The organism is Methylobacterium indicum (genome assembly GCF_001043895.1).
GTDB lineage: Bacteria > Pseudomonadota > Alphaproteobacteria > Rhizobiales > Beijerinckiaceae > Methylobacterium > Methylobacterium indicum.
In genome coordinates this window covers 1-19668 of record NZ_JTHF01000231.1, presented here as the reverse complement: position 1 = coordinate 19668, position 19668 = coordinate 1, and the positions used below count along the sequence as shown (strand labels likewise).

18 protein-coding genes are annotated in these 19668 nt (G+C 71.6%); 8 read left to right on the top strand and 10 right to left on the bottom strand.

Annotated features, from left to right (window positions below; all coding sequences use genetic code 11):
• The first annotated feature begins 161 nt into the window (after nt 1–161).
• The 3 genes from gnd to pgl are packed head-to-tail and all read left to right on the top strand — an operon-like array spanning nt 162 to nt 3381.
• A complete protein-coding gene (gnd, locus tag QR78_RS24720; protein WP_048430251.1) occupies nt 162–1136 on the top strand; it encodes a phosphogluconate dehydrogenase (NAD(+)-dependent, decarboxylating) in 975 nt (324 codons plus the stop codon).
• Nucleotides 1133–2665, top strand: coding sequence for a glucose-6-phosphate dehydrogenase (gene zwf / locus QR78_RS24715; protein WP_048430250.1), 1533 nt, complete (start codon nt 1133–1135; stop codon nt 2663–2665). The genes gnd and zwf overlap by 4 nt, the downstream gene beginning before the upstream one ends.
• Nucleotides 2662–3381 (top strand): 6-phosphogluconolactonase, encoded by a 720-nt coding sequence (gene pgl, locus QR78_RS24710; RefSeq protein WP_048430249.1) that lies wholly within the window; start codon nt 2662–2664, stop codon nt 3379–3381. The genes zwf and pgl overlap by 4 nt, the downstream gene beginning before the upstream one ends.
• A 12-nt stretch (nt 3382–3393) precedes the next feature.
• Here the strand turns inward: pgl and QR78_RS24705 are convergent, their stop codons facing one another.
• The 3 genes from QR78_RS24705 to QR78_RS32090 form a co-directional block, all read right to left on the bottom strand.
• On the bottom strand, nt 3394–5616 hold the full coding sequence (locus QR78_RS24705; protein ID WP_048430248.1) for a methyl-accepting chemotaxis protein: 2223 nt from the start codon (nt 5614–5616) through the stop codon (nt 3394–3396).
• A gap of 340 nt (nt 5617–5956) precedes the next feature.
• On the bottom strand, nt 5957–7042 hold the full coding sequence (locus tag QR78_RS24700; RefSeq protein ID WP_048430247.1) for a 2'-deoxycytidine 5'-triphosphate deaminase: 1086 nt from the start codon (nt 7040–7042) through the stop codon (nt 5957–5959).
• A gap of 63 nt (nt 7043–7105) precedes the next feature.
• The gene (locus tag QR78_RS32090; protein WP_053225606.1) at nt 7106–7600 is read right to left on the bottom strand and encodes a hypothetical protein; all 495 of its coding nucleotides are present in this window, start codon (nt 7598–7600) and stop codon (nt 7106–7108) included.
• Nucleotides 7601–7730: 130 nt separating this feature from the next.
• On the opposite strand from QR78_RS32090, the gene apaG reads away from it, so the two are divergent.
• Nucleotides 7731–8123, top strand: a complete 393-nt coding sequence (gene apaG, locus QR78_RS24690) for a Co2+/Mg2+ efflux protein ApaG (protein ID WP_048430246.1) — start codon at nt 7731–7733, stop codon at nt 8121–8123.
• A 108-nt stretch (nt 8124–8231) separates the two neighbouring features.
• On the top strand, nt 8232–9416 hold the full coding sequence (gene argE, locus QR78_RS24685; protein ID WP_048430245.1) for an acetylornithine deacetylase: 1185 nt from the start codon (nt 8232–8234) through the stop codon (nt 9414–9416).
• 145 nt (nt 9417–9561) lie between these two features.
• Here the strand turns inward: argE and QR78_RS24680 are convergent, their stop codons facing one another.
• From QR78_RS24680 to QR78_RS24665, 4 genes are all read right to left on the bottom strand, one after another.
• Nucleotides 9562–10113 (bottom strand): PRC-barrel domain-containing protein, encoded by a 552-nt coding sequence (locus QR78_RS24680; RefSeq protein WP_048430244.1) that lies wholly within the window; start codon nt 10111–10113, stop codon nt 9562–9564.
• A gap of 94 nt (nt 10114–10207) precedes the next feature.
• Nucleotides 10208–11209: an Hsp33 family molecular chaperone gene (locus tag QR78_RS24675; RefSeq protein ID WP_048430243.1), complete on the bottom strand. Its 1002-nt coding sequence runs from the start codon at nt 11207–11209 to the stop codon at nt 10208–10210.
• Nucleotides 11210–11557: 348 nt separating this feature from the next.
• Entirely contained in the window at nt 11558–12505 is a 948-nt protein-coding gene (gene argF, locus QR78_RS24670) for an ornithine carbamoyltransferase (RefSeq protein WP_048430242.1), read from the bottom strand.
• A complete protein-coding gene (locus tag QR78_RS24665; protein ID WP_048430241.1) occupies nt 12505–13698 on the bottom strand; it encodes an aspartate aminotransferase family protein in 1194 nt (397 codons plus the stop codon). The genes argF and QR78_RS24665 overlap by 1 nt, the downstream gene beginning before the upstream one ends.
• A 300-nt stretch (nt 13699–13998) precedes the next feature.
• Between QR78_RS24665 and QR78_RS24660 the strand changes: the two genes are divergently transcribed.
• On the top strand, nt 13999–14472 hold the full coding sequence (locus QR78_RS24660) for a RidA family protein (RefSeq protein ID WP_048430240.1): 474 nt from the start codon (nt 13999–14001) through the stop codon (nt 14470–14472).
• A 19-nt stretch (nt 14473–14491) separates the two neighbouring features.
• Nucleotides 14492–15247: a glycerophosphodiester phosphodiesterase family protein gene (locus QR78_RS24655; RefSeq protein ID WP_048430239.1), complete on the top strand. Its 756-nt coding sequence runs from the start codon at nt 14492–14494 to the stop codon at nt 15245–15247.
• A 23-nt stretch (nt 15248–15270) separates the two neighbouring features.
• Here the strand turns inward: QR78_RS24655 and QR78_RS24650 are convergent, their stop codons facing one another.
• From QR78_RS24650 to QR78_RS24640, 3 genes are all read right to left on the bottom strand, one after another.
• Entirely contained in the window at nt 15271–15510 is a 240-nt protein-coding gene (locus tag QR78_RS24650) for a hypothetical protein (protein WP_048430238.1), read from the bottom strand.
• Between the two features lie 214 nt (nt 15511–15724).
• A complete protein-coding gene (locus QR78_RS24645; RefSeq protein ID WP_244276589.1) occupies nt 15725–15958 on the bottom strand; it encodes a hypothetical protein in 234 nt (77 codons plus the stop codon).
• A 140-nt stretch (nt 15959–16098) separates the two neighbouring features.
• On the bottom strand, nt 16099–16986 hold the full coding sequence (locus tag QR78_RS24640) for an MBL fold metallo-hydrolase (protein WP_048430237.1): 888 nt from the start codon (nt 16984–16986) through the stop codon (nt 16099–16101).
• Nucleotides 16987–17256: 270 nt separating this feature from the next.
• On the opposite strand from QR78_RS24640, the gene QR78_RS24635 reads away from it, so the two are divergent.
• Nucleotides 17257–19668: autotransporter serine protease (locus tag QR78_RS24635; protein WP_048430236.1), on the top strand; the 2412-nt coding region annotated here is incomplete at its 3' end.

The window sequence follows — 19668 nt, the reverse complement described above, 5'->3', positions numbered from 1 at the left end:
CACAAGGGGGAGGGGAAGCGCTTCGCCTTGAAGCGGGAGTGGGTGCGGAATGCAGCGTGTGAACAGTTTGGCTTGCGGGAGAGAGGGCCATTGTTGAACGTTTGACGGGCCCCCACGCCCACGGGCCGCCGGCACCGGCCTCGCCGGCGAGGAGTGACACGATGCAACTCGGCATGGTCGGTCTCGGTCGGATGGGCGGCAACATCGTCCGGCGGCTCCTGCGCAACGGGCACAAAGCCGTCGTGTTCGACCAGGATCCCAAGGCCGTGGCGGCCCTGGTGCAGGAGGGCGCCGTCGGCGCCGACAGCCTCGAGGATTTCGTCGCCAAGCTCGACGTGCCCCGCACCGCCTGGGTGATGCTGCCGGCGGGCGACCCGACCGAGGTGACGGTGATGACAATCGCCGGGCTGATGCAGCCCGACGACGTGATCATCGACGGCGGCAACTCGTTCTACAAGGACGACGTCCGGCGCGCCGCCGCGCTCAACGAGAAGGGCCTGCACTACGTCGATGTCGGCACCTCCGGCGGCGTCTGGGGGCTGGAGCGCGGCTACTGCATGATGATCGGCGGCCACAAGGCGGCGGTCGACCGGCTCGACCCGATCTTCAAGACGCTCGCCCCCGGCCTCGGCGAGGTCACGCGCACGCCGGGCCGCGACGGCCGCGACCCGCGGGCCGAGCACGGCTACATCCATGCCGGGCCGAGCGGCGCGGGCCACTTCGTCAAGATGATCCATAACGGCATCGAGTACGGCCTGATGCAGGCCTATGCCGAGGGCTTCGACATCCTCAAGCACGCCAATTCCTCGGAATTGCCGGAGGCGCAGCGCTTCGACCTCAATATCGGCGACATCGCGGAAGTGTGGCGGCGGGGCAGCGTCGTCTCGTCCTGGCTCCTCGACCTCACCGCCACGGCACTGGCCGGCGACGAGAACCTCGACGCCTTCTCGGGCCACGTCGCCGATTCGGGCGAGGGCCGCTGGACGCTGAACGCCGCGATCGAGGAGGCCGTCCCGGCCCACGTCCTGTCCGCCGCGCTCTATGCCCGCTTCCGCTCGCGTCAGGAGGCGACCTACGCCGACAAGCTGCTCTCGGCGATGCGCAAGGGCTTCGGCGGCCACCAGGAGCCGAAATGACCTCCGCCATGGCCGAGGGGGCAGCCCCCCCGCCCGCCTGCACCCTGGTGATCTTCGGGGCGACCGGCGACCTCACCCACCGGCTCTTGATGCCGGCGCTCTACAATCTCGGCCGCTGGGGCCTTCTGCCGAAAGAGTTTTCCGTGATCGGCGTCAGCCGCACGGAGATGTCCTCGCAGGAGTTCCGCGACGAGCTGAGCGAGACCGTGCGCGGCTTCCTCACCGCCAAGGGCGGCGAGGCCGGCGGCGGGTCGTTCGACGAGGGCGTGTGGAGCGACCTCGTCGGCCGCGTCCATTACCGCTCGGGCGACCTCTCGGATTCGGCGTTCTTCGAGGAGCTGAAGGGCGCCATCGCGGAGGTCTCGGGGACCGAGACTGGCGGCAACGTCCTATTCTACCTTGCGGTCGCGGCCGGCCTGTTCGGGCCCACCATCGCCAAGCTCGGCGAGGCCGGGCTGACCGAGGAGGACGACGAGCGCTGGCGCCGCGTCATCATCGAGAAGCCGTTCGGCCACGACCTGCCCTCGGCCGAAAAGCTCGACGCCGACATCCTGAAGGTCCTGTCCGAGGACCAGATCTTCCGCATCGACCACTTCCTCGGCAAGGAGACGGTGCAGAACATCATGGCGTTCCGGTTCGGCAACGGCCTGTTCGAGCCCCTGTGGAATCGCGACCACATCGACCATGTCCAGATCACCGTCGCGGAAACGGTGGGCGTGGAAGGGCGGGGCAAGTTCTACGAGGCCACCGGTGCGCTCCGCGACATGGTGCCGAACCACCTCTTCCAGCTCTACACGCTGGTCGCCATGGAGCCGCCGATCTCGTTCGAGGCCGAGGCCGTGCGCGACAAGAAGGAGGAGGTGCTGCTCGCCACCCCCTCGGCCCGGATCGAGGACGCGGTGCGGGGCCGCTACACCGCCGGGACCGTCAACGGCAAGGCGGTGAAGGATTATCGCGACGAACCGGATGTGGCAAAGGACAGCGACACCGAGACCTTCGTCGCCCTCAAGCTCGGCATCGACAACTGGCGCTGGGCCGGGGTGCCGTTCTACCTGCGCACCGGCAAGGCGATGACCCGGCGCGACACCGAGATCGCCATCCGCTTCAAGCAGGCGCCGCTCTCGCTGTTCAAGGGCACCAACGTCCGCGAGGACGTGCCGAACTGGCTGGTGCTGCAATTGCAGCCCGACGAGGGCATCTCGCTGCAATTCGGCGCCAAGATCCCGGGCCCGGCGGTGCGCCTCGGCAGCGTCGACATGCGGTTCTGCTACAAGGACTACTTCAAGACCGAGCCGAGCACCGGCTACGAGACCCTGATCTACGACGCGATGATCGGCGACCCGACGTTGTTCCAGCGCGCCGACATGATCGAGGCCGGCTGGCGCATCGTCCAGCCGATCCTCGACGCCGCGGCGCAGGGGCAGCTGGAAACGATCCCCTACGAGGCCGGCAGCGCCGGACCCAAGGAAGCGGACGCACTGTTGACCAGCGACGGGCGCGCCTGGCGCTCGCTGGAGCATCCGACATGAGCACCAACCCCGCAGGCCATCGGGTGCTGCCCGACGCCGAGGCAGTCGCCCGCGCGGCGGCCGAGCGACTGGTCGGGATCGCGGCGGCCAAGCAGGACCGGATCGGGATCTGCCTGTCGGGCGGCTCGACCCCAAAACTCCTCTACCGGCTGCTCGCCGGGCCGGATTTCCGCGACCGGCTGCCCTGGGACCGCCTGCACTGGTTCTTCGGCGACGAGCGGGTCGGCGACGGGCCTGAGGCCGGCAGCAACCGGCGCCTCGCCGAGGAGGCGTTCGGGGATCTCGTGCCACGCGGTCGCCTGCACCCGATCCCGACAGACGGGACCCCGGAGGCCTGCGCCGCGTCCTACGCGGCGTCGCTCGAGGCCTGGTACGGCGCCGACCGGCTCGATCCGGCCAAGCCGCTCTTCGACGGCGTGCTCCTCGGCCTCGGCGAGGACGGGCACACCGCCTCGCTGTTTCCGGGCAAGCCCGAGGCGGGCGAGGGCAAGGCCTGGGTGGTGGCGGTGCCGGAGGCGGGCCTCGCCCCCTTCGTGCCGCGGGTGAGCCTCGCCCTGCCGGCGCTGGAGGCGACGCCGCTCGCCCTCTTTCTGGTCACCGGCGCCGGCAAGCGGGCGCCGCTTGCCCGCCTCGCCGCCGGCGAGGACCTGCCGGCGGGCCGGGTGCGGGCCGCCGGCGAGACGGTCTGGCTCCTCGACGAGGCGGCGGCGGGGTAGACCCCGCCCTCCTCAGGCGCTCCGCACCGAGACCAGAAACCGCGAGACCTCCGCGTTCAGGTGCTCGGACTGGCGCGACAGTTCGGAAGCGGAAGAGAGAACCTGCGAGGCCGCGGCGCCGGCGCCCTCGGCGGCGCTCGCCACCCCGGCGATGGTGCCGGTGACCTCGCCGGTGCGGGTCGCGGCTTGCGCGACGTTGCGGACGATCTCCTGGGTCGCCGCCGACTGCTCCTCCACCGCCGCCGCGATGGCGGTGGCGAGGGCGTCGATCTCGCGGATCCGCCCGGTGATCGACCCGATGGCGCCGACCGCCTGGCCGGTCACGCCCTGGACCTGGGCGATCTGCCGGGCGATCTCGTCGGTGGCCCGGCTGGTCTGGTTGGCGAGCTCCTTGACCTCCGCCGCCACCACGGCGAAGCCGCGCCCCGCCTCTCCGGCCCGGGCCGCCTCGATCGTCGCGTTCAGCGCCAAAAGATTGGTCTGCCCGGCGATGGTCGAGATCATGCTGACCACGTCGCCGATGCGCGCGGCCGCCTGGGTCAGGGCGTTGACGAGGCCGGCGGTCTCGTCGGCCTGCCGCACCGCGGCCTGGGCGAGTTCGGCCGAGCCGTGGACCTGCCGGCCGATCTCCAGGACCGAGGCGCCGAGCTCTTCCGCCGCCGCCGCCACGGTACCGACATTCGTGGCCGCCTCCCGGGCCGCCTGCGCCACCGAGGCCGACCGGCTGGCCGTCTCGCCGGCACTGGTCGTCATGCCGTGGGCGGTCGCCTGCAGCTCGGTCGCCGAGGAGGAGACGAGGCCCACCACGCCGCCGACCGCCCGCTCGAACGTGTCGGCGAGCGCCGCCATGGCGTGCTGCCGCTCGGCCGCCGCCGCGGCTTCGGCCGCCCGCCGGATCTCCGCCTGCTCCTCGGCGCGCCGGGAGACGAGGGCGCGAATCGCCTCGACGGCGCGGCCGACGGCGCCGATCTCGTCCTTGCGGTCCGAGCCCGGAATCGCCCCGATATCGTCGCCGCGCGCCATCGCCTGCAGGGCCAGCGCCAGCCGCGAGAGCGGGTTCGCCAGGTTGCTGGCCAAGCCGTACATCACCCCGATCGCCCCGAAGGCGACGAGCACGCCGACGAGGAGCTGCCAGGAGAGGTCGCTCCGGGAGCGGCTGGCGAGGTCGGCGCCCAGGGTGGCGACATCCGCCATCACGGCGGCGCGCGGCAGGGCGATCAGGATCGACCAGGCGGTACCGGTCCGCCCGAGGCCGACCGGTGCGATCACCCGGAACTCGTCGAGCGTCTCGTCGTAGCCGACGAAGCTCTGCGCCGACCGGATCGTCTTATCGTAGGCCGTCCAGCCGGCGTCGCCCTCGCCGAGGGGATGACCGATGCGCCTCGCATCGCGGCTCGAAGCGATCACCAGGCCGGCCTGCGACACGATCGTGACCGAGCCCTCACCGCGATACATCGCGGCACTCGCGGCCTCGGCGGCCTTCTGGACGAAGGACAGGTCGAAATCGGTGCCCGCGACGCCCGCGAACCGGCCGCCGACGGCGATCGGCACCGAGATGGTGGCAAGGTAGACCGATTGGCCCTGGACGACGTAGGGCAGCGGCGCGAGCAGGCTCTCGCGGCCGGATTCCTTCGGGCCGAGATACCAGCCGCCCTTCATCACGCCGTTCGGGTGCAGGTCGCGGCTGTCGAACTCGACCAGCGGCTGGACGGCGATCTGGCCGCCGGCGGTGCGGGTCCAGTAGGGCAATGCCCGGCCGGTGGCGTCCGCACCCGTGTCGCGCCGGCCGGCGAAGCTCTCGTCGGCCCCGTCGAGGGCGTTCGGCTCCCAGGCGCTGTAGGTGCCGTTGAAATCCGGGTTGCGCTTCAGCACCCCGAGCAGGAAGTCGTTGAGCACGGTGCGCATCTGCGCCGGCCTCGCGCCCGCCTTGCCGGTCGTCAGCGCCTCGAGGATGCCCGAGGTGTTGCGCGCCGCCGCGAAGGCGAAGTCGAGCTTGTGCTGGATCGTCGTCGCCTGGTTCGCCGCGATCGCCTGCAGATAGCTGCGGCTCTTCTCGTCGAGCACCGTCTCGAAGGTCTTGGTGACGAGGCGACTGTTGCTGATCGTCGAGTAGGCGCCGAATCCGACGATCAGCATCGAGGCGACGAGGCCGCAAGTGCTGGAAGCGGCGATGATCTTGAACTTGACCGACCTAAGGAACGAGACCCTATCGCTCTTTGCGTGAACGGACAGCATGACGATCGCCCCCTTTGCGCGATTGCATTGGCTTCGATCGACAGGCGGCACAATCATCGCCCTGCGATCTCGCAGGCCTCGATTGTCGAGAATCGGTCTAACAAATGGTAAATATCAGTATCTGCGATAGTCTAAGTTAAACCGTCCGTTAGATCCTACACTGAGTTGATCGAGATCAAGGTACGGCGGCAGCTCTTCACGGGGAGAGACTTCAGGCGGAAGCCGGAGCCGTCTTTTCGCCGCGAGGGTGCAGAGCGGCCCCGAACGCGAACGGCCCGGGACGCAGAGGCGTCCCGGGCCGACGGAGGCGACCATGGTGTGAGCCGGAAACCCGGCGACGTCAGACGAAGTGCTTCGAGAGCTTGAGCCCCTGCGCCTGGTAGTTCGAGCCGGCGGCGCTGCCGTAGAGCGCGGCGGGGCGGGTCGCCATGCGCTCGTAGACGAGGCGGCCGACGATCTGGCCGTCCTCCAGCATGAACGGCACGTCGCGGGAGCGCACCTCCAGCACCGCGCGAGCACCGGTGCCGCCGGCCTCGGCATGGCCGAAGCCGGGATCGAAGAAGCCGGCGTAATGGACCCGGAACTCGCCGACGAGAGGATCGAACGGCACCATCTCGGCGGCGAAATCCGGCGGCACCTGCACCGCCTCCTTCGAGGCCAGGATGTAGAACTGGCCCGGATCGAGGATCAGGGTGCCGGAGCCGTCGGCGCGCAGCGGCTCCCAGAACTCGGAGGCCGGGTAGGACCGCGGCCGGTCGACATCGACGAGGCCGGTATGGCGCTTGGCGCGGTAGCCGATCAGCCCGTCGAAGCCGGAGAGATCGACCGAGACCGCGACGCCGCCCTGGAACGACGGGTCGGCGCAATCGACGAGCGGGGTCGCGGCGTGCAGGCGGGCGAGCGCCGCATCGTCGAGCCGCACCGCGCCGCGGCGGAAGCGTAGCTGCGACAGGCGCGAGCCGGTGCGCACCAGGACCGGGAAGGTGCGGGGCGAGATCTCGGCGAAGAGCGGTCCGGCATAGCCGGCCTCGACCATGTCGAATTCCCGCGCCTGGTCGGTGATGACGCGGGTGAACACGTCGATGCGCCCGGTCGAGCTCTTCGGGTTGGCGCTGGCAGCGAGGTCCGGCGGCAGGGCCAGGCCCTCCTGCAGCTCGGCGATGTAGACGCAGCCGGTCTCCAGCACCGCGCCCTGGCGCAGGTCGATCTCGTGCAGCTTGAGCTTCTCGAGGCAGGCGGCGACGTCGCGGGTGCGCCCCGGCAGGAAGCTCGCCCGCACCCGCCAGGCCCGGGCGCCGAGGCGCAGGTCGAGGCTCGCCGGCTGGATCTGGTCGTCCGCGAAGGGGCTGGCCGGCCGGATCACCCCGGCGCTCGCGAGCGCCGCGATGCCCTCCGCCGATTGAATCCCGTCCACGAGCTTCACCATGACACGTCCATCCTCAACGGGCCTTTGTCGCAGGAGCGGGGTTTCCACGACGTGAAGAGCCTATCACGCCTCGTCGCGCACGCCGCGGACAAGGACGATGGCGAGGCTCGCCCGGGCGATCGCCCCCATGGCGGTGAGGCCGGCGAGCGCCGCGACGAGGGGCGCCGCCCGCTCCGGCAGCAGGATCGCGGCGGCGAGCACCAGGGCCGCGACGGTGTCGGCGGCCCGCCCGCCGGCCAGGATGAGGGTGTGGAGCTCGAGGCCCGGCAGGGCGATCCCGCGTCGCGCCGCGAGCCAGCCCGCGAGCCGCGCCGCTGCGATCTCCAGGAGGAGAGAAGCCAGCAGCGCCGCTGCCGGCCAGCCGGGCATCCGCCAGGCGAACGCGAGCGCCAGCGCGACGCGCAGCCACGGCCCCTCCCCCACCGAACCCGGTGACGCCCGATGCGCGAGCCCGCGCCAGACGACGAGGAGGGCGAGGCAGACCGGATCGGCGCGCAGGGCCAGCGCCAGCGCGGCCGCGAGGCCCGCGACGGCTGTGGACGAGGAAGGAAGCCGCATGACGGGGTGGGGCGCCTCGTGCAGGATTACCGACCGCACTTCGCGGCGATTGACGATCCGGAAGGCCGGACGTACCACGACGCCCGCCGGCCGTCGCGCTTGCTCGCGGGCCGCCAGCGGAGGTTCCCCGATGTACAAGGCCGAGACCCGCGGCATCAGCGTGTCGGTGCAGCCGCGCTTCGTGGAAGAAGAATCCTCCCCCGACAGCGGGCGCTACTTCTTCGCCTATACGGTGGAGATCACCAACAACGGCAGCGAGCAGGTGCAGCTGCGCTCCCGCCACTGGCGCATCGTCGACGGGCGCGGCGAGATGCAGGAGGTCCGCGGCGCCGGCGTGGTCGGCAAGCAGCCGGTGCTCGGACCCGGCGAGTCGTTCAGCTACACCAGCGGCTGCCCCCTCACCACGCCGGACGGCACGATGGAGGGCACCTACACGATGTCCACCGCCGACGGCGACAGCTTCGAGGCGGCGATCCCCGCCTTCTCGCTCGACTCGCCGCATGTGCGCCGGGTGATGCACTGACGCTCACCCGTGCTCGGGTGTCTGGGGGCGCCTGCATCCGGTCGGCTGTCGAGAGCGCTCCGGCTGGGCTATGACACGGCTCCCTCCGCCGCGAGAACAGCCCGCCCGATGACCCAGACCGGCCCCCGCCTGACCCCGCTCGAACTCCTCGCCCGGCTGGTCTCCTTCGACACCGAGAGCCAGAAGTCGAACCTGCCGCTGATCCGCTGGGTGGCCGAGTATCTCGACGCCTGGGGCGTGCCCTACGTCATTGCGCCGAACGAGGCCGGCGACAAGGCGGCGCTGTTCGCGACGATCGGGCCGATGCAGGACGGCGGCGTGGTGCTGTCGGGCCATACCGACGTGGTGCCGGTGGCGGGACAATCCTGGACCAGCGACCCCTTCACCCTGCGCGTCGCCGACGGCAAGATCTATGGCCGCGGCGCCGTCGACATGAAGGGCTTCGATGCGCTCTGCCTCGCCCTGGTGCCGGAGATGCTGGCGGCCGACCTCAAGACGCCGATCCACATCCTGCTCTCCTATGACGAGGAGCTGACCTGCCTCGGCGTGGTCGATGTGATCGCCCGCTTCGGGAAAGACCTGCCGCGGCCCGGCGCCGTGATCGTCGGCGAGCCGACCGACCTCGAAGTCGCCGACGCCCACAAGAGCATCTACACCTACCGCACCACCGTCCACGGCCACGAGGCGCATTCCTCGAAGCCCGCGCTCGGCGCCAACGCCGTGATGGCGGCGGCGGAGCTGGTGGCGGGGCTCAACCGCATCGCCGACCGGATGGCGGCGAAGGGCGACGCCAGCGGCCGGTTCGATCCGGCCTACACCACCGTCCATGTCGGGGTGATCGGCGGCGGCACCGCCCGCAACATCCTGCCGAAATCGTGCGAGTTCCAGTGGGAGTTCCGCGGCCTGCCCGATCTCCCCCGCGACGAGATCCCGGGCCTGTTCGCCGCGGAAGTCGAGCGAGTGACCCGCGAGCGGCTCAACCGCTTCGGCAATTACGGGCACATCGAGACCGAGGAGGACGCCGCGGTGCCGGGCCTGGCGCCCGAGCCCGGCTCTCCGGCCGAGCGCCTGGCGCTCCGGCTCGCCGGCCGCAACCACACCATCACGGTGCCCTACGCCACCGAGGCCGGCCGCTTCCAGCTCGCCGGCCTGCCGACGGTGGTCTGCGGCCCGGGCTCGATCGACCAGGCGCACCAGCCGGACGAGTACATCACGCTGGCGGCGTTCGAGGCGGGCGAGGCGTTTCTGCGCCAGCTGGTGCGGGATTGCGCGGCGGGGTGGAGCCCGGCGTGAGGTTGGATTCGCCTTCTCCAAGATCATTCATGCGGTCGATTTGAGCCGCGGGATCCCCTCTCCCACACGGGAGAGGGCGAGGCGCTTTGGCGGACCGGACGGCAGCGTGCCGTGCAGGCCGCCGCCCCGCCAAGCTCGGAGACGCCTATTGCTGCGCCGGCTGGGTCGTGGTGGTGCCGGTCGCGGCGGGAACGTCGGGCTTCGACGTGTCGGTCGCCTGCGCGCCGGTCTTGGACGTATCGGTCTTCGAGGCATCCGCCTTGGCGGGCTGCTGGCCGAGATAGACGTATTCCGGCGCGGCGCGGAGCTGGTCCTTGTCGGTGTTGATCACCGCCTTCAGGGTCTTGTCGTCGACCCGGGTGACCTGCAGCGCCTCCTTCGCCACCGAGACGTACTTGGTGCCGAGACCGAGGAAGCCGCCGACGCCGACGACGTAGGACTTCACCGCCAGATCCGGCCCGAGCACGATGTCGGCGATCGAGCCGATGGTCTCGTTGGCGCCGTTCTGGATGTTCTGGCCGATCAGCTTCGTGGCGACGAGGTCGCTCGGCGCCTGGGCGACGAAGGTCGGCCGCAGGTCGTTGTTGAGGGTCGCGGGGGTGCCCGGCACGGGCTTGGGACCGCCGGCATCCTGCGCCAGTCCGGCGCTGGCGCCGGCGACGAGGAGGAACGCGGCGGCGAGGAGGGGGCGGGACATCGACGGCTCCGACTGCGTGCGCCCGACACGCTCGGGCGCAGGAAGAGTCGGTTGCGGTGCGAAAGGTTCCCTCGCGCCCTCCCCTTTCGCCGCGTCAGCCCTGCGGGCCGCCGGCGATCTCGGCCTCGACCTCGGCCGGATCGAGATCGTAGTGCCGCGAGCAGAACTCGCAGGTGATGCCGATGCGGCCGTCCTCGCCGACGATGTCGCGGCGCTCCTCGGCCGAGAAGTTGCGGACCATGCCCATCACCCGCTCGCGCGAGCAGCGGCAGGCCTCGTGCACCCCTTGCGCCTCGAACACCCGCACGCCGCGCTCGTGGAAGAGCCGGTAGAGCAGGCGCTCGCTCGACACGGTGGGATCGACGAGTTCGTGGTCCTCGATCGTGGCGACGAGCGACTTGGCCTCGACCCAGGCGTCGTCCTCCCGGTTCGCGCTGTCGTCGAGGAGGGCGTGCCCCTCCGGCAGGTCGCCGGGCGGCAGATCGGCGAGGCGGGCGCGCTCGGGTGAGTGCGGCAGGAACTGCATCAGCAGGCCGCCGGCGCGCCAGGCTTGACCGCCGCCCTCGACCTGCTCGGCGACGGCGAGGCGCACCCGGGTCGGGATCTGCTCGGACTGGCGGAAATACTGGTGCGCCGCCTCCTCGAAGCCCTGACCTTCGAGGGCAACCACGCCCTGGTAGCGGCTCTGGGCCGAGCCCTGGTCGATGGTCATGGCGAGGTGGCCGTGGCCGAGGAGCTGAGCCGTGTCCGCGCGCGGCCCCGCCGCGGCGACGCGCCCGGCATCGAAGCGCGCGGTCGCGCGCAACCGGTCGGGCGCCTCGAAATCGACCACCACCATGTCGACCGGGCCGTCGGACTTGGTCTGGAGCTGGAACCGGCCCTCGAACTTGAGCGAGGAGCCGAGCAGCACGGTCAGCGCCGCGGCCTCGCCGAGGAGCCGCGCGACGGTGTCCGGGTAGCCGTGCCGGCGCAGGATGGTGTCGATCGAGGGGCCGAGGCGCACGGCGCGGCCGCGCACGTCGAGGGGCTCGACCGCGAAGGGAAGGATCGCGTCGTCGCGGCCTTCGGGATTCTGAGGGGACGTGGTCTCGGACATGCTCTCACCGCCGCCGGCAAGCCTGAAGGCCGGCTCTCGCGCCAATGATGAAGGTCTCCCGGCGAGGAGCCTTCCGCACGAGCCGCGCCGCTAGTCCTCGCAACGAGCGGGCAGGCGGAGGGATGGGGCGGGAGACGCCGCGGCGAGAGACCGGCGTATCCTGGTATATGGAGGGTCCGGCGATGTTTTCGAAGGGGTTACCGGGGGATGAAGCCCGAGCCTGTCCGCCGGCCCCCCGGTCTTCACCCACGCCACGTCATCCCGGGTTCTCGGCTTCGCCGAGCCCCGGGATGACGTGGCGGAGGATCGAAGCGTGGGGACGGAACCGCCGGCCCGCCGGTCAAACCCTCACGGCACGGCGCCGAGGCACCAGGCCAGGATGCCCTTCTGGGCGTGGAGCCGGTTCTCCGCCTCGTCGAACACCACCGATTGCGGCCCGTCGATCACCTCGGCGGTGACCTCCTCGCCGCGATGGGCGGGGAGGCAGTGCATGAACACCGCGTCCTTGGCCGCCGCCGCCATCAGCCGGCCGTTGACCTGGTAGGGCATCAGCAGGTTGTGGCGGTGCGCCTCGTCCTCGTCGCCCATCGAGACCCAGCAATCGGTCACGACGCAATCGGCCCCCGCCACCGCCTCGAACGGGTCGGCGGTGATGTTGAGCGTCGCGCCCTCGGCCTTGGCGCGGGCGATCAGGCTCTCGGGCACCGGCATCTCGGGCGGGCAGGCGACGTTGAGCGTGAAGTCGAAGCGCGCCGCGGCGTGGGCCCAGGAGGCCAGCACGTTGTTGGCATCGCCCGACCAGGCGACGGTGCGGCCCTTGATCGAGCCGCGATGCTCCTCGAAGGTCAGCACGTCGGCCATGATCTGGCACGGGTGCGAGTCCTTCGTCAGGCCGTTGATCACCGGCACGGTGGCGTACTCGGCGAGTTCCAGCATCATGCCGTGGTCGAGGATGCGGATCATGATCGCGTCGATGTAGCGCGACAGGACCCGGGCGGTGTCGGCGACGGTCTCGCCGCGGCCGATCTGCATCTCCCGGCCGGTGAGCATCAGGGTCTCGCCGCCGAGTTCCCGCATCGCCACGTCGAACGAGACGCGGGTGCGGGTCGACGGCTTGTCGAACACCATCGCCAGGAACTTGCCGGCGAGCGGCCGCTCCGCCGGCGGCTCGCCCTTGCGGCGGCGCCGCTTCAGGTCGGCGCAGGCATCGAGGACCGTCCGCAGCTCGGAGCTTGAGAAGTCGGTCAGGTCGAGGAAGTGCCGGGGGGCCGGCGCGATCTTCACGGGCGCGTTCATCACTCTGCGGCCCTCCGGCCCCTCGTTTCCATTGCGGCGCAGGCCGCTTCCAGCTTGTCGAGTGCCGCGGCCACCTCGCCCTCGCCGATGATCAGCGGGGGCAGGAGGCGCACGACGTTGTCGCCGGCCGGGATCACCAGCAGGTGCTCGTCCCGGGCGGCGGCGGCGAATTCGGTGTTGGGCACCACGAGGCGCAGGCCCATCATCAGGCCCTCGCCGCGGATCTCGTCGACGATGTCCGGGTGGCGGTCCTTGAGGGAGGCCAGCCGCTGCTTGAGGAGCAGGCCGGTCTGGCGCACTTGCTCCAGGAAGCCCGGCGCCAGCACGATGTCGAGCACGGCGTTGCCCACCGCCATGGCGAGGGGGTTGCCGCCGAAGGTGGTGCCGTGGCTGCCCACCACCATGCCGCGGGCCGCCTCGCGGGTGGCGAGGCAGGCGCCCATCGGGAAGCCGCCGCCGATGCCCTTGGCCGAGGACAGGATGTCGGGCGTGACGCCCGACCACTCGTGGGCGAAGAGCTTGCCGGTGCGGCCGATGCCGGTCTGGACCTCGTCCATGATGAGCAGGAGGCCGTGCTCGTCGCAGAGCGCCCGCAGGGTGCGCAGCCACTCGTGCGAGACCACCCGCAGGCCGCCCTCGCCCTGGATCGGCTCGATCATCAGGGCGGCGGTCTCGGGCGTGATCGCGGCCTTCAGGGCCTCCAGGTCGCCGAACGGCACCTGGTCGAAGCCGTCCACCTTCGGGCCGAAGCCGTCGATGTACTTCTGCTGGCCGCCGGCCGCGATGGTGGCGAGCGTCCGGCCGTGGAACGCACCCTCGAAGGTGACGATCCGGTAGCGCTCCGGATGGCCGCCGGCGGCGTGGTACTTTCGGGCCATCTTGATGCAGGCCTCGTTGGCCTCGGCACCGGAATTGGCGAAGAACACCACGTCGGCGAAGCTCGCCTCGACGAGGCGCTGGGCCAGCCGCTCGGCCTCGGGCACCTCGAACAGGTTCGAGACGTGCCAGACCTTCTGGGCCTGCTCGGTCAGCGCGGCGACGAGGTGCGGGTGGCCGTGGCCGACCGAGTTGACCGCGATGCCGGCGCCGAAATCGAGGTATCGCGAGCCGTCTCGGGCGATGAGCCAAGCGCCCTCACCGCGCTCGAAGGACACCTTGGCCCGGGCGTAGGTCGGCAGCAGCGAGGAGGTCACGATCTCGTCTCCGTCGCGGTCGAGTGAGTCGGTCGACCGGAAAACAAAGCGCCGCCTCGAAGGGCGGCGCGCGCGGATACTATGGAACGAGCGCGCCCTGTCAACGCCGGCCGTGAAGATGACGCCGAGATGACGGCGAGAGGAGCCCCGCCCGGGGTTGCGGCCGGACTTCCTTCGGGGCACAGACCGGGGAGCGGCCGGGCTCGGCCGCGCCGCGGCGGGACCGCCGCGGGACGACGGACCGGCTGATCGCTCCGGCGGGCGGCACGCCCCGGACGGGCCTGGTGGGAGACCTGACAGATGAGCGCGACCCTCGACCGCCTGAAGGAGCTCGGCTTCACCCTGCCGCCGGCCGCGGCCCCGGTGGCGAACTATGTCGGCTTCCAGCGCAGCGGCAACCTGGTGATCATCTCGGGCCAGCTGCCCTTCGGCGCCGACGGCCAGATCGACCCGGCCCACAAGGGCAAGGTCGGCGCCGCGGTCTCGCCCGAGGCGGCGGCGGAGGCCGCGCGTCACTGCGCCCTCAACATCCTGGCGCAGCTGCGGGCGGCGGCCGGCAACCTCGACGACGCGGTGGTGTCCTGCCTGCGGCTCGGCGGCTTCATCAACGCGGCGCCGGGCTTCTCGGCGGTGGCGGGCGTGATGAACGGCGCCTCCGACCTGATGGTGCAGGTGCTGGGCGAGCGCGGCCGCCACGCCCGCTCGACGATCGGCGTGGCCGAATTGCCCCTCGACGCGGTGGTCGAGGTCGAAGGCCTGTTCGAGGTCCGGTGATCCGAGGTTCCCTGATACCATGACAGACCGCCTCGCCCCCGGCTGGCTGACCGCCCGCCCGATCGCCCATCGCGGCCTGCACGACCGTGCCGCCGGCATCCCCGAGAACACGATCGCGGCCGCCGAGGCCGCGATCGCGGGCGGCTACGCGATCGAGTGCGACGTCCAGCTCAGCCGGGACGGCGAGGCGATGGTGTTTCACGATGCCGGCCTCGGCCGGCTCACCGGGACCGAGGGCGTGGTGCGCGAGCGCGACGCCGCCGATCTCGGGCGATTGACGGTGCTCGGCAGCGCCGAGCGCGTGCCCACCCTGCCGGAATTCCTGGACAAGATCGCCGGCCGCACGCCGCTGATCGTCGAGGTGAAGACCCGGCACGACGGCGACCTCGCGCTCGCCCGCCGGACCGCCGAGATCGTGGCCGCCTATGACGGTCCGGTCGCGGTGAAGTCGTTCGATCCGGTGATCGTCGGGGCGCTCGCCGACCTGATCCCCGGCATCCCGCGCGGCATCGTGGCCGAGAGCCGGCACGACGACCCGTCCTACGCCACTCTCACCGAGGCGCAGCGGCACGGGCTCGGCCAGTTGCTGCATGTTGCGGAGAGCCGGCCGGACTTCCTGTCCTGGCGCGTCGACGACCTGCCGAACGCCGCCACCCATCTCTGCCGCCTGCTCGGGCGGATGCCGGTGATGACCTGGACCGTCCGCACCGACGCGCAGGTGCGCCTCGCCCAGGCGCATGCCGACCAGATGGTGTTCGAGGGCTTCCGTCCCTGATCAGGGCTTCGCCGGGAGAGCGCTCACGGCCTGGCCGGAAGCTGGAACCAGGCGAACCGGGGCATCAGGCCGGCGAGCGCCGCCGAGGGGCACTCGGCACTGAGCGCATCGGCCACCGCGTCGGCCTCCTCCATCGCGAGGCCGACCTGCAGCACGTCGTCGATCACCGCGATGGCGCCGGAGCGCACGTCGTAGACGGTCCAGCCGTCGCGGTCGCGGCGGATGTCGTAGCGGGTGGCGTGGATCGACATGGCAATCGACATGGGTGCAATCGACATGGGTGCAATCGACATGGGTGAACGTCCCGGCTGGTGAGGGATGCGTAGTCCGGTGAGGGCATGGGTCGATGTGCCGGCGCGCACGCGACGCGGCGCGGCGGATGGGCCGTTCGGCAAGACGGCCTCTGGCGGGGCGGGAGGCCCAACCCTCTCCCCTCCGCGCGGGAGGGTCCAGGGGGCAGCGCCCTCCGACGCTCCGTCACCCCCGCCCGATCGGACCGGCCCGCACGTAGCCGCGGGAGATCAGCCGGTCGCGCTGGCGCGTCCTCCGCTCGGCCTCGCCGAGATCGGCGAGCGCGTCGGCGATCGCCCGGCGGAGCGCCAGGCCGGCATCCCCTCCGGCCGCCGTCAGGTAGGCGACCGCGATCGTCTCGACGCCCGGCCCCCGGCCGTCGCGTCGCTCCGCCGGGTCGTGGTTCATGACGCCGTTCATGGCTTCAGGCTCACCGCTGCACGAGGCCGGCGCCGCCGACTCACGTTAGAACATAACGTGAACAAGCCACGGCGAGGCCGGTCCGGTCAAGCTGCCTTCGCGCATCCGGCGGCCGATGTGGATAGCGGGGAGAGCGGGGCTCAGGGCTTCGGCGTCGCCGCCGGATCGCCGGCCCGGATCGGGGCCTCGACGTAGCGCCCCGTCTCGGGCACCGCCACCGACGCGAAGTCGCGGGCGAGGTCGTGCAGGGCCTGCCGCAGGCCCGGACCGCGCAGGGGCCGGCCGTGGCCGGTCAGCGCCAGCTCGGGTTCGAGCTGCGCCAGCGTCGCGACCGAGCGTCCGGCGGCATCCCAGTCGACCGTGAGGTAGCGCGGCGGCCCGTGCATCTCGGGCGCTTGCGTCGCGACGGCGTAGACCGATTCCTGCGCCGTCGCCACGAAGGCGTCGCCGGCGACCAGCGTCCGGTCGGCGGCGCGCCAGAACGAGACGTGACCGGGGGAATGACCGGGCGTGTGGATCCAGCGCCAGCCCGGCAGCGGCGGCACGCTCCCATCCTCCGGCAGGAGGCGCAGGCGGGCGCCGACATCGACAGGCCTTGTGGGAAAGAGCGGCGAGAGACGGGCGACGAGCCCGTCGCCGACGCTCGGATCCGGCGCCGGATAGGCGGCGCTGCCGTCGAGGTAGGGCCGCTCGAGCGGATGCGCCCAGACCGGCGCATCCCAGGCCTCGGCCAGGTCCTCGAGCGCGCCGACGTGATCGAAATGGCCGTGGGTGAGGACGATCGCCGCCGGGCGCGCACCCTGGCCGAAGCGGGCGGCGGCCGCCGCCTCGATCGCGGACCGCGATCCCATGATCCCGGCATCGACCAGCACCCAGCCCCGGTCCCCGGCCCCGGGCGGGCCGAGATAGGCGACGTTGACGAGGACGTGCCGCTGGTAGGCGAGGTCCGCGCGCAGCGCGTGCGTGCCGTCCGGGCCGGCGGGCACGTCGTCGACCGAATCGGGGCCGATCGGGATCTGCTGGGTCATGCCGGGACCTCGCGGGGAATGCCCGATCAATGCTCCCAAGGAGTATCAGTTCCCGGTCGCGGGCCCGGGCGATGCCGCCGTCGTGACGTTTCTGCAACGACGGCTCGGAAATATACGAATGCGAAACATCCGTGGCCCCAATCGGGCTTTTTCGCGGCTACGCTCGCATCCAGCGCTCACGGGCGCCGTTCCCGAAGAAGAAGGCTGCAAAGCCCACGCCCAGATCGAGGCAATTTGATGCAAGTTCAGACACAGTCGAGACGCAAGACGATGGCTGCGCGCGGCCTGATCTCGCTCCTCTGCTCGACGATCTCTTACGCAGCGTTGGCGCAGTCGTCCGGCACCCAGGATCCGGGCCGCCTCGGCGACGCGGCGAGCTGGCGCACGCCGGAATATCTCGGCGATTGGGGCCTGACCTCGATGCGGGCCGACCAGGCCTATGCCCGCGGCATCACCGGGCGGGGCGTCGTGGTCGGCTCGGTCGATTCCGGCTTCCTCGCCACCCATCCGGAATTCGCCGGACAGGTGACCCCGCTCACCGTCCAGGGCACCTACCTCTCGAACGGCTACCGCTACGAGACCGCCGCGGGCGTGCGCAGCGACCCGTTCACGGCGGGCAGCGCCTTCTCGGTGCCGGGCACCTGGATCCGCGGCGTCAACGACGACCACGGCACCCATGTCGACGGCACCATCGTGGCGCGCCGCGACGGCACCGGCATGCACGGCGTCGCCTTCGGGGCGACCCTGCTCGCCACCAACACCAACGCCACCGATTCCTCGATCTACGGCGCCAACCAGGACTACGCCTACTTCAAGGCTGCCTACGGCAACCTGGCGGCGGCCGGCGCGCGGGCGATCAACTCGTCCTGGGGCAGCCCGCCGCCCTCCGAGAACTACAACACCCTCGCGGGGGTCGCGGCCGGCTACGCCAAGTTCCAGGGCCGCCTCGACTGGCTCGACGCGGTGGCCGAGACCACCCGGCAATACGGCACGGTCATGGTCTTCGCCGCCGGCAATGCCGGGGTGAACAACCCGACGGTGCGCGCCGCCCTGCCCTATTTCGAGCCCGACCTCGAATCGCGCTGGATCGCGGCGTCCGGCCTGACCATCGACGACGGCACGGCGTTCAACCGCTGCGGGCTCGCCAAGTACTGGTGCATCGCCGCGCCCGGCCGCGGGATCCTGAGCACCGTCACCTCGACCACGGGCGTGGCGGGTTACGGCACCAAGAGCGGCACCTCGATGTCGGCGCCCCACGTCACCGGCGCGCTGGCGCTGGTGATGGAGCGCTACCCGTACATGACCAACGAGCAGGCGCGCGACGTGCTGCTCACCACCGCGACCCATCTCGGCAGCGGCCCGGCCACTATGCCGAACGAGACCTTCGGCTGGGGCAAGATCGACCTCGGCCAGGCGATGAACGGCCCCGGCCAGTTCCTCGGCCGCTTCACCGCCACCCTGCCGGGCGGCACTGCCGACATCTGGTCGAACGACATCTCGGACGCCGCGCTGCGCCAGCGCCAGGTCGAGGACGGCGCCGAGCACGCGACCTGGCTGCAGGTGAAGGCCGCCCGCGGCTGGAGCGCCGGCCTGCCGGCGGGCGCGACCGCCGACCAGCAGACCGAGTACACCTGGCGCGAGGCGCGCGACCAGGCCTTCCTGACCCGCACCTACCATGGCGGGCTGACCAAGGCCGGTGACGGCGCGCTGATCCTGACCGGCTTCAACACCTATACCGGCAGCACGGAGGTGAACGGCGGCCTGCTCGCCGTGAACGGGTCGATCACCTCGGTTGCCAACGTGAATGCGGGCGGCACGCTCGGCGGCAGCGGCACCCTCGGCGGGCTCAACGTCCGCTCGGGCGGCACCGTGGCGCCCGGGAACGGCATCGGCACGCTCTCGGTCGCCGGCAACGTCAGCTTCGCCCAGGGCTCGCTCTACGCCGTCGAGGTGGCTCCGGGCCGCAGCGACCGCATCAGCGCCACCGGCGCCGCGCGGATCGACGGCGGCACTGTGACGGTCGCGTCCGACGGGACGGGCACCCTCCTGAGCCCCGGTGCCCTGCGCGGGCTGCTCGGCCAGCGCACCGCCATCCTGTCGGCCGCGCAAGGAATCACCGGCCGGTTCGATGCGGCGACGCCGGGCTACACCTTCATCGGGGCGAACCTCGATTACGCCACCGACAGCGTCGGGCTCACGCTGGCGCGCAACACCACCACCTTCGCGTCGGTCGGCGCCACCCGCAACCAGGCGGCGACCGGCGGGGCGATCGAGGCGCTCGGCGCCGGCAACGCCCTCTACGAGACGGTGCTGGTCAACACCGATCCGGCGGCGGCGCGCTCCGCCTTCGCGTCCCTGTCGGGCGAGGTCCATGCCAGCGCGGTGTCGGCGCAGTTCGAGACCGCGTTCTTCGTCCGCGAGGCGATCCTCGACCGCCTGCGCCGGGGCGACGTCGCGGGCGCGCCGGTCTTCGGAGGTCTCTCGGCCCCCAGCCTGCCGGCGGCCTACTCGGCCGACCTGCCGGGCCGGGTGGCGCCGCCGGTCCAGGTGCCGGCGCAGCTCGCCGCGCCGCGGGCCTACGGCCTCTGGGGCCAGGGTTTCGGCGCCTTCGGCCGCACGCGGGGCGACGGCAACGCCGCCTCGCTGTCGCGCCAGATCAGCGGCTTCGTGCTCGGCGCCGAT

Coding starts and splice junctions, on each gene's coding strand:
- gnd (WP_048430251.1), top strand. CDS start 162: ATGCAACTCGGCATGGTCGGTCTCGGTCGGATGGGCGGCAACATCGTC.
- zwf (WP_048430250.1), top strand. CDS start 1,133: ATGACCTCCGCCATGGCCGAGGGGGCAGCCCCCCCGCCCGCCTGCACC.
- pgl (WP_048430249.1), top strand. CDS start 2,662: ATGAGCACCAACCCCGCAGGCCATCGGGTGCTGCCCGACGCCGAGGCA.
- QR78_RS24705 (WP_048430248.1), bottom strand. CDS start 5,616: ATGCTGTCCGTTCACGCAAAGAGCGATAGGGTCTCGTTCCTTAGGTCG.
- QR78_RS24700 (WP_048430247.1), bottom strand. CDS start 7,042: ATGGTGAAGCTCGTGGACGGGATTCAATCGGCGGAGGGCATCGCGGCG.
- QR78_RS32090 (WP_053225606.1), bottom strand. CDS start 7,600: ATGCGGCTTCCTTCCTCGTCCACAGCCGTCGCGGGCCTCGCGGCCGCG.
- apaG (WP_048430246.1), top strand. CDS start 7,731: ATGTACAAGGCCGAGACCCGCGGCATCAGCGTGTCGGTGCAGCCGCGC.
- argE (WP_048430245.1), top strand. CDS start 8,232: ATGACCCAGACCGGCCCCCGCCTGACCCCGCTCGAACTCCTCGCCCGG.
- QR78_RS24680 (WP_048430244.1), bottom strand. CDS start 10,113: ATGTCCCGCCCCCTCCTCGCCGCCGCGTTCCTCCTCGTCGCCGGCGCC.
- QR78_RS24675 (WP_048430243.1), bottom strand. CDS start 11,209: ATGTCCGAGACCACGTCCCCTCAGAATCCCGAAGGCCGCGACGACGCG.
- argF (WP_048430242.1), bottom strand. CDS start 12,505: ATGAACGCGCCCGTGAAGATCGCGCCGGCCCCCCGGCACTTCCTCGAC.
- QR78_RS24660 (WP_048430240.1), top strand. CDS start 13,999: ATGAGCGCGACCCTCGACCGCCTGAAGGAGCTCGGCTTCACCCTGCCG.
- QR78_RS24655 (WP_048430239.1), top strand. CDS start 14,492: ATGACAGACCGCCTCGCCCCCGGCTGGCTGACCGCCCGCCCGATCGCC.
- QR78_RS24650 (WP_048430238.1), bottom strand. CDS start 15,510: ATGTCGATTGCCATGTCGATCCACGCCACCCGCTACGACATCCGCCGC.
- QR78_RS24645 (WP_244276589.1), bottom strand. CDS start 15,958: ATGAACGGCGTCATGAACCACGACCCGGCGGAGCGACGCGACGGCCGG.
- QR78_RS24640 (WP_048430237.1), bottom strand. CDS start 16,986: ATGACCCAGCAGATCCCGATCGGCCCCGATTCGGTCGACGACGTGCCC.